Here is a 13,597-nt window from a genome sequence, read left to right as displayed (position 1 = left end):
ATGTCGCATTAATGAAAGGTTTAAGGCCAGATAATGTGCTAGTCAAAACATTTTTACGAGCCCGGCCTGCGAGCCCAAGAACATTTATGACGTCCGGGACGCAGACACCACAAGGCGCGCTGCTCGAAAGCAGCACGCACATGCGATATTCCGGGGGAGCAGTGCAGGCGGCCTGGATAAGGCCGCTGCGACTTCAGTGCGTTGCAGCCAGTTCCTGTTGGACGCTGGCGACAGTACGAGGCCAAGGTTTACCAGCCTGAACCTTGGCTGGCAATACCTTGATGGCTGCAAGGGCAGCAGCGCGGTCAGAAAAGTTACCGTAGGTCACTACATACAGTGGTTTGCCTTGCAGGTTTTTCTTGAAATACCGGTACTCGCCACCGTTCTCTTTAATGATCGCCTGAGCAGCGGCTTCCGAGCTTGTACCCACAATTTGCACGACATAATGGCCCGGCGCCTGACCGGCGTACCAGTTACCACCCGAGGCTGGCGCGGAGGAGGCAGCAGGTTTTTCCGTTACTTTTTCCGCCACTTTTGGCGCTGGCTTGGCTGTCGCGACCTGAACGGGCGCTGGCTTGACGACTGGCGCTACTGGCTTGGCAGCGGCAACAGCTGCAGCCGGACGGGCTGGCGCCGGAGTCGGTGCCGGGCCTGCTGGCACACCTACTGGCGGAGCCGTGGTGGTGACTGTAGGCGGCTGACGCGAGGTGCCGCCAGCGGGACCCGGCTCATCATCCTCTGCATTGCCAGCTGCCTCGGCCAATGGCCCACGCATGACGGGCTGCGATTTACCTACCAACGGCAAAGGCATCGGCTGCGAGTTACCGGCAAACTCAATGGCCGGACCACCCTGATTATTCGATTGCTGAGCAGTCGGCTGCCCCTGACCCAGTGGCAGTTGTGCTTGCGCATTCGCTGGCGGCGCTGCAGGCGCGGTGGCGCTGTTGTTGCTACGGCCTGGCATCAACCATGCGGCCATTATCCCGACCACGACTACTGCACCCAAAGCCAACACATGTTTCTTCGGCATCTTGAACCCCATACTTGGACGCTTGACCGCAGTGCGGCTGGCGATCATCGCTTCGATCATTGCATCGCGGGCGACCTGGTTGATCGCGCCCGGCCAACCATCGGAGCGCTCATGGATATCGGTGATCTGATCAGCCGTGAACAACTCGATGCCTTGACCTGCACCGTCCAGGCGCTGAGCCAGGTACTCGCGGGTTTCTTCTTCGGTGTACGGTTGCAACTCAATGACGTGAAAACGCTCTTCCTCGGCGCTGAGCTGCTCCAGACGGTCGATCAATGACGACTCGCCGAACAGGAACACATGCGGGCGACCTTCAGGCGTACCTGCTGCCAACCCGAGCAAAGCTTCGAGTGCGGATTCGCCGAGTTGTTCGGCGTCGTCCACCAATAAATAGACCTCCTGTCCGGTCAGCGCCAATTGCACGACCTGAGACAGGATCGCACGCATTTCCGGCTGAACCACGTTTAGGGCCTGAGCGACCTGACGCATGACACCTGCAGCGTCGCTGGCGCCACGCGCAGAAACCACCACGCTCTGCACCGATTGTTTGTTGGTGCTGGCGACCAGCGCCTGGCGCAGCAACGTTTTACCGCTGCCGTGCGGGCCTGTGACTACAAGCAGCAACTGGCTATAGCGCGCCAGGTGATGAAGCTGACCGAGCACGGGTTTGCGCTGAGCCGGGAAGAACTTGAAGCCAGGTACCCGCGTTGCAAAGGGGTCATGACTCAACTGGTAATGGCCGAGGAAGGCCTCGTCGGCGTGCAAACTAGTCATGGATTTTCATTAACCTCTAAGCTGATCCACCAAGGCGCGGTAGTCCGCCCCCAGCGTGGCCTGTAATACTTCTTTTGGATAATCGGCAGTCACAACGGCTTCGCCGATCCGCCGCAGCAGGACCAGGCGCAAGCGACCATCGATCACCTTCTTGTCAATTGCCATGTGTTCGAGGAAGTCATCCACAGTCATCTCTTCTGGCGGCACGACTGGCAGCCCGGCGCGCTGGAACAGACGAATCCCGCGATCACGTTCTTGCTGGGTGATCCAGCCGAGACGCGCAGACATCTCAAGCGCCATCACCGTACCCGCCGCCACGGCTTCACCGTGCAGCCAGACGCCATAACCCATGTGGGTTTCGATAGCGTGGCCGAAGGTGTGACCCAGGTTAAGCGTCGCGCGCACCCCCGTCTCTCGCTCATCGGCGCCCACCACCGCGGCCTTGGCCGCACAGGAGCGCTCGATTGCAACCGTCAGGGCCGCCTGATCGAGGGCCCGCAACTGATCGACATTTTCTTCCAGCCAGGTCAGGAACGGCTCATCGCAGATCAGGCCGTACTTGATGACCTCAGCCAGCCCCGCCGACAACTCGCGCGCAGGCAGGGTATTGAGCGTCGTCGTATCAATCAGCACCACATTGGGCTGATAGAACGCACCCACCATGTTCTTGCCCAGCGGATGGTTGATGCCGGTCTTGCCACCCACCGACGAATCCACTTGGGACAGCAAGGTGGTGGGCACCTGGATGAAATCCACGCCGCGCTGATAGCAGGCCGCAGCAAAACCAGCCATATCGCCCACCACCCCGCCACCCAAGGCGATAACAGTGGTACGGCGGTCATGCCGAGCGGTGAGCAAGGCATCGAAAATGGTTTGCAGGGTTTCCCAGTTTTTGAAGGCTTCGCCATCGGGAAGCACTACGGGCAGCACGTTGTAAGTGCTCAGCGTGCGAGTCAATCGCTCAAGGTAGAGTGGCGCGACAGTCGCATTGGAAACAATCGCCACTTGTCGTCCGGCGATGTGCGGCGCCAGCAGATCAAGCCGATCCAACAAGCCTTCGCCAATGTGAATCGGATAGCTTCGCTCGCCAAGCTCGACCTTAAGTGTCTGCATGTGTCCCCACGTTGTTTAACAAGTGCGCGTGTCGCGCCATCGCTGAATTCTGGTTATAAAATCATGGCCTTACGCCACGCTGCGGCGCGGGCTTAATGTGCCGGAGGATAGCGCATTTCGACGCGCACATTAACGAGGAGCAAGCTCGGCCAGACGCGTAAGGATGTCCAGCACCACCATCCGCGGCGGCCGCTCATCGGTTTCCACCACAAGATCGGCGATTTCCCGGTAGAGCGGATCACGGATTGCCAGCAGATCGCGCAATACCCGTGCCGGATCGGCGTTACGCAGCAACGGCCGATTGCGATCACGGGCTGTACGTTCGACCTGCTGCTCGACCGAGGCGTGCAAATACACCACACGCCCTCCGGCATGCAGCGCCTGACGGTTTTCACTGCGCATCACTGCGCCACCACCGGTCGCCAGCACGACACCATCGGACTCGCACAGCTCAGCAATCACCGCCTGCTCGCGGTCGCGAAAGCCCGGCTCGCCTTCCTTATCGAAAATCCACGGGATATTGGCGCCGGTACGCAGCTCAATTTCCTTGTCGGAATCTTTGAACGGTAGTCGCAGCTCTTTGGCCAGCAAGCGACCGATGGTGCTTTTGCCCGCCCCCATCGGTCCAACAAGTATCAAATTTCGCACAGAATCAACGACTCACAGCAATCGCCTGGTTGTTCATGATACGCGGAGTCAGGAATACCAGCAGCTCGGATTTTTTCTCTGAAACAACGTCACGCCGGAAAAGCCGGCCAACATACGGCACATCGCCAAGAAATGGCACCTTGTCGACGATTTTACTCTGCGTATTAGAGAAAACACCGCCGATGACGATGGTTTCGCCGTCAGCCACCAGCACCTTGGCGTTGACTTCGTTTTTCTTGATTGGCGGTACACCCAGCACGGTATTGATGTAATCCGGCTCATCCTTGGTAACCTTGACCTCCATGATAATGCGGTTATCAGGGGTGATTTGCGGCGTCACCTCCAGGGACAGCGACGCCTCTTTGAAAGACACCGACGTCGCGCCACTGGAACTGGCTTCCTGATACGGGACTTCAGTCCCCTTGAGGATCTTCGCGGTCTCTTTATCGGAGGTCACGACCTTGGGTTGGGAAACGATCTCACCGTTACCGGTTTTCTCCATGGCACTCAACTCAAGGTCCAGCAGCACGTTATCGGTCACGAAAGCGATACCGATCCCGGACGTCGCGTTGGCAGCGCCCAGATCGACGAAAGGTGAGTTGGAGTTAGTGACGACACCATTGGCGCCGGTCACCGTACCTTTGCCGCCGACAGTCGCATTGTTGCTACCGCTGCGATTGCTCGAACCTCCCCAGCGCACGCCCAGCGCCTTGTCATAATCGACGTTGGCCTCGACGATGCGTGCCTCGATCATCACCTGTCGCACGGGGATATCCAGCTGCGAAACAATCCTGCGCAGCTCATCGAGACGGTCCTGAGTCTGGTAGGCAATGATGTTGTTCGTCCGGTCATCGACGGTGATCGAGCCGCGCTCATCGGCTTTGGTCTCAGCGCTGGTCACCGACTGGAACAGCTTGGCGATGTCGGCCGCCTTGGCGTAATTCACTTGCAGCAGCTCGCGGCGCAACGGCGCCAACTCGGCAATCTGCTTCATCGACTCCAGTTCCTGACGTTCGCGAGCGGCGATTTCATCCGCAGGCGCGACTAACAGGACATTGCCGATCTTGCGTTTATCCAGTCCTTTGGTTTTCAGTACCAGATCCAGCGCCTGATCCCACGGCACGTTCTGCAAGCGCAAGGTGATCCCGCCCTGCACTGTGTCGCTGGCCACCAGATTGAGGTTGGTAAAATCGGCAATCAGCTGCAAGACCGAGCGAACGTCGATGTCCTGGAAGTTCAGCGACAGCTTTTCTCCGGTGTAGATCGGCTTGTCTGCATTTCGACGATCCAGGTCTTCGGACGTCAACGGCCGCACACTGATGGTCAGTTTGTTATCGGTCTGATAGGCCGAATAATCAAACGCGCCAGTCGGCTCGATGCTGATACTGGCCTTGTCACCCGCTACGCTGGCATTGACGAACTGCACAGGCGTGGCGAAATCCTTGACATCCAACCGAACGCGCAAGGGGTCCGGGAGCTGGGTTTTCGCGAAATTGACCCGGATTTTGCCACCTTGCTCCTGAATGTCCGGGGCGATGCCTGGGTCACTCAGTTCGATGATGACGTTACCTTCCCCCAACTCACCGCGCTGGAAATCGATGTTCTTGATCGCTTTTCCCACGGCAACATAGGGCCTGGCAGGTGCTGCGGCCGGAACTGAAACCCGTGCAGACGTGGGCGCCGCGCTTGGCTTGATCCCCTGAGCAGAGGCTGCGCCCTGACCCACGACCACGAACAGGTTATTACCCTCGACCCGCGAGCTGTAGGGCGCAAGCACCGTCATATTGATAATGACCCGCGTGCGGTCTTTGGCCTCGACCACCACCACACTGCGAGCATTGCCCACGCCCAAATCACGACTTTTGGTCGCCAGTTGGCTGGTCACACCGGGCAAATCCAGAGCAATACGTGCGGGTTGCTCAGTGGTATAGCCGCGCGGCGCGGGGATTGGTCCGTCGAAGGTCAGCTTCAACTCGACCCGATCTCCTGGCAAAGCGGCGACATCCAGAGCTTTCAAGTTAGCCGCCTGGAGCATCGGCGAAACCATCGCTATCCATAGCGAAATGCCGACAACCGAGAAAATCCTAGTCATTATCAATTTCCGTTGTGCTGACCCGAGGGTGTTGTAAATGCTGGCCCCGTCCGTCACCGGACGAGTGAAAACTACTGCGCTCGGCAATACTGCGTGTTCGCACATCTCGCTCATGAGCGTTCCTTGAGGGAAATACTGCGTGGCCGTTCGAGCCATGCACCCTCGCCATCAGGCACTATTTCGACGACATCGACCTGCGAGTCGCTGATTGAAACGATGCGACCATGATTGCGCCCCAGATAATCACCGACTTTCATGCGGTACACACCACCGCCACCGCCTACGCCACCGCGCATCAGGGCAAAGATCCCCGAGTCGTTGGCCATCGTGCCGACCATTTCGAATTGCTCGATATTGAAGCCTTCGAGGAATTGCTTGACCCGCGTTTCATCCGGTTTGACCTGCTGCGAGCCCTTCTGCCGACGGACCAAATCAATCTTGACGAGCGGCTGGAACGGGCTACGCAGTGCAGCGGCGCTGTAGGTAAAGGCTTCGTAAGGGCGGAACTTTGGCAATGGCTCGATAACGCCCGTCGGGCGTGCCCGCACTTCATCCATATAGGTCTGCAAGTCGCCAAACTGATTGCCATTGTCGCAACCGGACAGCCCGATCAAAGCCACACTCATGCACAACAGTCGAGCGGCCCTCATTGCTGCTGCCCTTTATCGTTATAACGGTAGGTCTTGGCCAGAATGCTCATGCGCAGCTTTTGCGTACTGCCAGGCTCCACGGGTTTGATCTCGAAATCATGCAAGGTCACGATGCGCGGCAGACTGGCCACGCCGCTGACAAAGGTCGCAAGGTCGTGATAGGCACCGACCACCGTGATCTGGATCGGCAATTCGATATAGAACTGCTGAGCCGCTTCCGGCAGCAATTTGATCTCTTCGAACTCAAGGCCACTGCCCAGACCGGTGCGGGTGATGTCTTCGAGCAACCCAGGGACTTCAGTGTCGCTGGGCAATTGCCGCAATAATGCGCCGAAGGACGTCTGCATTTCCGTCATCTGCGCTTTGTAGGCCTCCAGGTTTGCAGCCTTGAAAGCCTTCGTGGCAAATTGCTCTTTGAGCGCGACTTCGGTCGCTCGCGACTGGTCGAGCTGATCCAGCAAGTCTTTGAGGTAAAAGTTGTAGCCCAGCGCCAGGACCACGATCAACACCATCGCCCCGGCGATGGATTTGACTGCCGCTGGCCATGAGCCAAGGTTGTTCAGGTCCAGATCGTTGAAGTCGATCTTGCGCAGGCTGTCCAGCCATTCCTTTGGATTCATGGCTTGACCCCTTTAATCGCAGGCTGAGTCTGACGTACCGTTAACTGGAAGGTGTTTGTCTGGTCGACCGCACCCGCCGGGTTGGCCTTGACCTCGTTGAGACTAGGCGCCTCAAGCCAATCAGAGGCGTCGAGATTACGCATCAGGTCCGAAACACGGTTGTTCGATTCAGCGGCACCGCTGATGCTAATAATCTTGCCGGTCATTTTTACATCAGAGAAATACACGCCATCAGGCAAGGTACGCGCCAACTGATCGAAAATTCGTCCGATGATCGGGCGATTGCCTTGCAGGTCCTGAATGATTTTCATCCGCTCCAGCAATTGCTTGCGCCGCGCCTTCAACTCGCTGATTTCTTTAATCCGGTCATCGAGCAGGGTAATTTCTTTCTGCACATACCCATTGCGCGCCACTTGGTGGTCGACCGCATTGCTGATGTATTGATCGCCAAAGAAGATCACGCCGACGGCAATGACCAACACCCCGACAAGCGCCGTCAGGAAACGCTTCTTTCGCTCTTCGCGCAGCTGTTCGCGCCACGGTAACAGGTTGATCCGCGCCATCAGTCAAAGCTCCTTAACGCCAGACCACAGGCAATCATCAAGGCCGGAGCATCACTGGCCAGCGCCCCCGCGTTGACCTTGCTACTTAGCGCCATGTCGGCGAACGGATTGGCCACCAGCGTGGGCGTGCCCAGACGTTGCTGAATCAAATGGTCCAGGCCTGCAAGCGAAGAGGTACCACCCGCCAGCATGATGTAATCCACGGTGTTGTACTGACCGGCCGCAAAAAAGAACTGCAACGAGCGGGTAACTTGCTGAACCACGGCATCCTTGAACGGCTGCAGCACCTCGCTGACATAGTCATCCGGCAGACCGCCCTGTTTTTTCGCCAGGCCCGCTTCTTCTACCGCCAGACCATAACGACGCTGAATTTCTTCAGTCAGTTGCCGGCCGCCGAACAATTGTTCGCGGGTATAAATAATCCGACCGTTGTGCAGCACGCTCAAAGTAGTCATGGTGGCGCCGATGTCGACCACCGCCACGGTCAGCTGCTCGTGATCGTTGCCCAACTGCGCAGCAAGCAGGCCGAAGGCGCGCTCCAACGCATACGCTTCGACATCCACGACCTTGGCATTGAGGCCCGCCAGCGCCAGGGCGGCTTCGCGAACCTCTACGTTTTCCTTGCGGCAGGCGGCGAGCAGGACTTCAACGCGCTCGGGGTTGCGCGCCGAGTAACCCTGCACTTCAAAATCGATGGCGACTTCTTCAAGGGGATACGGAATGTACTGATCAGCTTCAATCTTGAGCTGACTTTCCATGTCATCGTCCGACAGGCCAGCGTCCATCTCGATGGTCTTGGTGATCACGGCAGAGCCGGCCACTGCCACGGCGACGCTTTTGACATGAGTCTTGGCCTTGACCAACACCCGTGACAATGCCTGACCGACCCCGTCGAGATCGGCGATATTTTTTTCGACTACAGCGTTGGCGGGTAGCGGTTCGACCGCGTAGGACTCAACTTTGTAGCGAGTGCCGGAACGACTCAATTCAAGGAGTTTTACCGAGGTGGAGCTAATATCGATCCCTAGAAGGGTATTGGCCTTCTTACTGAAGAGTTCGAACACAACCGATTCCCTATGAGTTTCCGTCACTTACGGATTATTGAGTGTCCAATGCCTGTGCCAGCCGCCTTGACAGTAGCGCAAATCACGCTCCGACACGAAAAATGCTTATAATGCCCAAGCGTTTTTTCGTAAAGCCAAGCTTCAAACCGTGTTCATTTGTAGATGCCTGCGCTTAACCCATTCTTTTATCTGGAAATCCAAAAGCCTTGATACGCCTGCTGAAGTTTTTCTGGTGGTCATTCGTCGCTGTGTTCTGCGGGCTGCTGCTCGTTTTGAGCGGTGCATTTTTGTACCTCAGCCCGGGCCTGCCTTCCGTCGAGTCGCTGAGAAGCATCCAATTGCAAATTCCGCTGCGGGTTTTCAGCAGCGACGGCAAATTGATTGCAGAGTTCGGCGAAATGCGCCGCTCCCCTATTCGCTTCGCCGACATTCCACCCAATTTCATTAACGCCCTGTTATCGGCAGAAGATGACAACTTCGCCAATCACTACGGCGTTGACCCCAGCAGCCTGATGCGCGCCGCCTCCCAATTGGTGAAGAGCGGCCATATCCAGTCCGGCGGCAGCACGATCACCATGCAAGTCGCGAAAAACTTCTTTTTGACCAGCGAAAGAAGCTTTTCCCGAAAAACCAACGAAATCCTTCTGGCCCTGCAGATCGAGCGCGAACTGAGCAAGGACGAAATCCTTGAGCTGTACGTCAACAAAATCTACCTGGGCAACCGCGCTTACGGCATCGAAGCTGCGGCGCAAGTGTATTACGGTAAATCGATCCGCGACCTGAGCATTGCACAGATGGCGATGATCGCCGGCCTGCCCAAAGCACCTTCGCGCTTCAACCCGTTGGCCAACCCCGTGCGGGCCAAAGAGCGTCGCGACTGGATTCTGGGGCGCATGCACAAATTGGGCAAGATCGATCAGAGCGCCTATGAAATCGCCCTGGCCGAACCCATCAATGCCAGCTACCACGTCCAGAGCCCGGAAGTAAACGCGCCCTATATCGCCGAAATGGCCCGCGCCGAAATGGTCGGCCGTTATGGCAGCGAAGCGTACACGGAAGGTTTCCGCGTCACCACCACGGTACCCAGCAATCTTCAGGAAAATGCAAACACCGCCGTTCAGGAAGGATTGATCAGCTATGACCAACGTCACGGCTATCGTGGTCCGGAAAGCCGTCTGCCCGGCAAAACCCGTGATGCATGGGCACTGGAGCTGACCAAACAGCGTTCCATCAGCGGCCTCGAGCCGGCGATTGTCACTCAAGTCGATAAAGCCGGCCTGCATGTGCTGTCCCGCAACGGCGAAAAAGAAGAAGCCGTCTCCTGGGACAGCATGAAGTGGGCACGACCGTTCCTTAATACAAACAGCTTGGGTGCACGCCCACAACAACCATCCGATGTCGCGCAAGTGGGCGATCTGATCCGGGTGCAGCGTCAAGTGGACGGAAGCCTGAAGTTCAGCCAGACCCCGGCAGTGCAAAGCGCACTGGTGTCGCTGGACCCCCAAAATGGTGCGATTCGCGCGCTGGTCGGCGGCTTTGCTTTCGAACAGAGCAATTACAACCGCGCCATGCAGGCCAAGCGTCAACCGGGCTCGAGCTTCAAGCCGTTCCTGTATAGCGCCGCGCTGGACAACGGCTACACCGCCGCCAGCCTGGTCAACGACGCGCCTATCGTGTTCGTCGATGAGTACCTGGACAAAGTCTGGCGGCCGAAAAACGATACCAACACGTTCCTCGGCCCGATCCGTTTGCGCGAAGCGTTGTACAAGTCACGCAACCTGGTGTCCATCCGCCTGCTGCAAGGCCTTGGCATCGACACCGCGATCAACTACATCACCCGCTTCGGCTTCAACAAGCAGGATCTGCCACGCAACCTGTCGCTGGCCCTGGGGACTGCAACGCTGACGCCGATGGAAGTCGCCACTGGCTGGAGCACCTTCGCCAACGGCGGTTACAAAATCAGCCCGTACCTGATACAGCGCATCGAAAACCGTGACGGCGCAACCCTGTTCGTCGCCAATCCGCCGAGCGTACCGGCCAATGACGCCAAGCCCGCGGCCAACACCGCCACCTTTGCCGTCAATGACAACCCGAGCATGGTGCCCGCCTCGTCGACCTCAACGACCAACGAGCCACAAGCGCCAGCCGTCGCCGAGCGCATCGTCGATGGCCGCACCACCTACATCCTCAACAGCATGCTGCAGGACGTGATCAAGCGCGGTACCGGCCGCCGCGCCCTGTCGATGAACCGTCCGGACATCGCCGGCAAAACCGGTACGACCAACGAGTCTAAGGACGCCTGGTTCACCGGTTACAACGCGGACTACATCACCAGCGTCTGGACCGGGTTCGATCAGCCGGAAAGCCTGGGTCGCCAGGAATTCGGCGGCACGGTCGCCCTGCCGATCTGGATGAGCTACATGAGCGCCGCCTTGAAAGATAAACCACCGCATGTTCAGGCCGAACCGGAAGGCATCCTCAGCCTGCGAGTCGACCCGGTCAGTGGCCGTGCCGCAACGCCGAGCACGCCCAACGCGTATTTCGAGCTGTTCAAAAGCGAAGATACGCCACCCAGCGTGAACGAAGTGGGCGGCGGCAATGCACCCAACAGCCCGCTACCTGCGGATGAATCGGCGCCAATCGATCTGTTCTGATGCCCTTGCCTTCCATAAGGAATCTGTTGATCACAACAGACTCCTTGTGGAAGCACCCTGATTGGCACCCACAAAAAAACCCTGCATCGCTGCAGGGTTTTTTGTGTATCGCAACCAGGACTTAGCCGTTGAAAACGTCATCGACGCTCTTGAGCGGGTAGTTCTTCGGATACGGCAGGGTGGCTACGCCGGTTTCGATGGCGGCTTTAGCCACGGCATCGGAGATCACACCCAGGAGGCGCGCATCCATTGGCTTCGGAATGATGTATTCGCGACCGAATTCCAGCTTGATACCACCGTACGCATCGCAGACTTCCTGAGGAACCGGTAGCTTGGCCAGTTTACGCAGGGCGTGGGCGGCAGCGATTTTCATCTCTTCGTTGATACGCTTAGCACGAACATCCAGTGCGCCACGGAAGATGAACGGGAAACCCAATACGTTATTGACCTGGTTCGGGTAGTCCGAACGGCCAGTGGCCATGATCACGTCATTGCGAGTGGCGTGAGCCAACTCTGGGGCGATTTCCGGATCCGGGTTCGAGCACGCGAACACGATCGGGTTAGCCGCCATCAAGCTCAGGTTTTCAGCGCTCAGCAGGTTCGGGCCGGACAGCCCCACGAACACATCAGCACCTTTCAAGGCATCGGACAGTGTGCGTTTTTCAGTCGCATGGGCGAACACGGCTTTGTACTGATTCAGATCGTTACGGCCAGAATGAATCACGCCAGTACGGTCGACCATGAAAATGTTTTCGATCTTCGCCCCCATGCTCACCAGCAACTTCATGCAGGAGATGGCTGCTGCGCCTGCACCCAGGCAAACGATTTGGGCGCTGTCCAGGCTTTTGCCTACGATTTCCAATGCGTTGATCATGCCGGCCGCAGTAACAATCGCCGTGCCGTGTTGATCATCGTGGAACACCGGAATGTCACATTGTTCAATCAGCGCTTTCTCGATCTCAAAGCACTCTGGCGCCTTGATGTCTTCAAGGTTGATGCCGCCAAAGGTGATGGAGATGCGCTTAACGGTGTCGATGAACGCTTGCGGGCTTTCTGCATCGACTTCGATATCGAAAACGTCAATCCCTGCGAAACGTTTGAACAGCAAGCCTTTACCTTCCATCACTGGCTTGGAAGCCAATGGACCAAGGTCACCCAAGCCAAGAATAGCGGTGCCGTTGGAAATGACCGCTACCAGATTACCCTTGCCGGTGTACTTATAAGCAAGCTCAGGATCACGGGCAATTTCGCGCACCGGCTCGGCAACGCCCGGGCTGTATGCCAGGGCCAGGTCACGCGCAGTGGCGGTAGGTTTGGTTATCTCGACACTCAGTTTCCCGGGGCGAGGCTTGGCATGATATTCGAGAGCGGCAGTTTTCAAATCTGACATGTGGGCATTCCGCTTTTTTACTGTTGGACTGACGGACCGCCGAGGATACGCAAGAAGGAAAGTCCTCACAAGACTGACTAGTCACTTCTGTCAAGGCCCGGCCTCTACGACTTTACGCCAAGGGGGACGGAACACAAGACCAGGACTGTCTACAACTCAAAAAGCAAACTGTCTACACTTTTTATTGATCGAGAAAACTCAGCATCGCGGGATGAGTAATGGGCAACATCCAGCGCGCCTGCCCTGACTTGAGCCCGCCACGACGCGAACGATCAATCACCCAACCACGCGCTTCGATGCTCCGGCCTTTAAGGCGCTCCAGTCGAGAGACGTCGAACTGACTCACTAACTTCGGCGCGATCCGCAACACCAGCGAGCCCTGCAACTCAATCCACACGCCGCCAGCATTGCGCTGCACGTCGCTGACCTGCCCGGAGATCAGGGCAAAACCGCCGCTATTGATTTTCCCGACCGGCTGTACCGGCGACGTACGCCACACCCCCAACCCGGCTTGGCGCGCACTGCGCTCTGCCCGCTGCAGGCAGTCGAGCAGGGCGACATTGGGGGCGATCACCACTTGATAGGCCAAACCCTCGGCCAACAACTGCGCCTCAAGGTTTTCGCCCTGACGACCATAGACGTTGGCCAGCGTACGACCGTAATGATCCTTGGGCTCCTGGCCCACCTGCAGACTGACCCGGCCGTCGTTTTCGTCGACCAGACTTTGCAGGCGGCGCCTGGCGGCATCAGCGAAAGGCTCGGCGGAACGGCCTTTCTTGCCGGTCTCTGGCGCATTCAGTCCAATCATCCGCACACTGCGGCCATCGCTCAGGCGCAGGGTATCGCCATCCACGACCCGCTGGACCGCGAATACAGGCAGGGAGTCGGGCGCCGGGCACAAGGCCTGGGCTGCCGTCAGCCAAATCGCGGACATAAAAAAGGCGCCCGCGAGGGACGCCTTTTTAAGCAGCCTGGAGTAGTCCAATGGACCTTCCAGAA

Annotated in this window: 11 protein-coding genes; 1 reads left to right on the top strand and 10 read right to left on the bottom strand. The window is 57.8% G+C overall.

Annotation, left to right across the window (positions count from 1 at the left end):
• Positions 1 to 193: 193 nt before the first annotated feature.
• The 8 genes from RHM55_RS16915 to RHM55_RS16880 all read right to left on the bottom strand — a co-directional run bounded on the left by RHM55_RS16915 (position 194) and on the right by RHM55_RS16880 (position 8,554).
• Positions 194 to 1,804, bottom strand: a complete 1,611-nt coding sequence (locus tag RHM55_RS16915; protein ID WP_322177459.1) for an AAA family ATPase — start codon at positions 1,802 to 1,804, stop codon at positions 194 to 196.
• 9 nt (positions 1,805 to 1,813) lie between these two features.
• Positions 1,814 to 2,917, bottom strand: coding sequence for a 3-dehydroquinate synthase (gene aroB, locus RHM55_RS16910; RefSeq protein WP_322177458.1), 1,104 nt, complete (start codon positions 2,915 to 2,917; stop codon positions 1,814 to 1,816).
• Positions 2,918 to 3,046: 129 nt separating this feature from the next.
• Positions 3,047 to 3,565 carry a shikimate kinase AroK gene (aroK, locus tag RHM55_RS16905; protein ID WP_322177457.1) on the bottom strand — a complete coding sequence of 173 codons (519 nt, stop codon included), beginning with the start codon at positions 3,563 to 3,565 and terminating at the stop codon, positions 3,047 to 3,049.
• Between the two features lie 4 nt (positions 3,566 to 3,569).
• On the bottom strand, positions 3,570 to 5,657 hold the full coding sequence (pilQ, locus tag RHM55_RS16900) for a type IV pilus secretin PilQ (RefSeq protein WP_322177456.1): 2,088 nt from the start codon (positions 5,655 to 5,657) through the stop codon (positions 3,570 to 3,572).
• Between the two features lie 110 nt (positions 5,658 to 5,767).
• Positions 5,768 to 6,307: a pilus assembly protein PilP gene (locus RHM55_RS16895; protein ID WP_322177455.1), complete on the bottom strand. Its 540-nt coding sequence runs from the start codon at positions 6,305 to 6,307 to the stop codon at positions 5,768 to 5,770.
• Complete coding sequence (pilO, locus tag RHM55_RS16890; RefSeq protein WP_322177454.1) at positions 6,304 to 6,927, bottom strand: type 4a pilus biogenesis protein PilO; 624 nt, start codon at positions 6,925 to 6,927, stop codon at positions 6,304 to 6,306. Before pilO ends, RHM55_RS16895 begins: the two co-directional genes overlap by 4 nt.
• Entirely contained in the window at positions 6,924 to 7,490 is a 567-nt protein-coding gene (locus tag RHM55_RS16885; RefSeq protein WP_322177453.1) for a PilN domain-containing protein, read from the bottom strand. The genes pilO and RHM55_RS16885 overlap by 4 nt, the downstream gene beginning before the upstream one ends.
• Entirely contained in the window at positions 7,490 to 8,554 is a 1,065-nt protein-coding gene (locus RHM55_RS16880; RefSeq protein WP_322177452.1) for a pilus assembly protein PilM, read from the bottom strand. Before RHM55_RS16880 ends, RHM55_RS16885 begins: the two co-directional genes overlap by 1 nt.
• 209 nt (positions 8,555 to 8,763) lie before the next feature.
• On the opposite strand from RHM55_RS16880, the gene RHM55_RS16875 reads away from it, so the two are divergent.
• Complete coding sequence (locus tag RHM55_RS16875) at positions 8,764 to 11,208, top strand: penicillin-binding protein 1A (protein ID WP_407074652.1); 2,445 nt, start codon at positions 8,764 to 8,766, stop codon at positions 11,206 to 11,208.
• A 121-nt stretch (positions 11,209 to 11,329) separates the two neighbouring features.
• On the opposite strand, the gene RHM55_RS16870 is transcribed toward RHM55_RS16875, so the two are convergent.
• Both RHM55_RS16870 and RHM55_RS16865 read right to left on the bottom strand, forming a co-directional pair.
• Positions 11,330 to 12,598, bottom strand: a complete 1,269-nt coding sequence (locus RHM55_RS16870; RefSeq protein ID WP_322177450.1) for a malic enzyme-like NAD(P)-binding protein — start codon at positions 12,596 to 12,598, stop codon at positions 11,330 to 11,332.
• Between the two features lie 181 nt (positions 12,599 to 12,779).
• A complete protein-coding gene (locus RHM55_RS16865; RefSeq protein WP_322177449.1) occupies positions 12,780 to 13,583 on the bottom strand; it encodes a thermonuclease family protein in 804 nt (267 codons plus the stop codon).
• Between the last annotated feature and the right edge of the window lie 14 nt (positions 13,584 to 13,597).

This window comes from Pseudomonas sp. MH9.2 (assembly GCF_034353875.1).
In the GTDB taxonomy this organism is placed as follows: domain Bacteria; phylum Pseudomonadota; class Gammaproteobacteria; order Pseudomonadales; family Pseudomonadaceae; genus Aquipseudomonas.
This window is presented reverse-complemented; position numbering and strand designations above follow the sequence as displayed.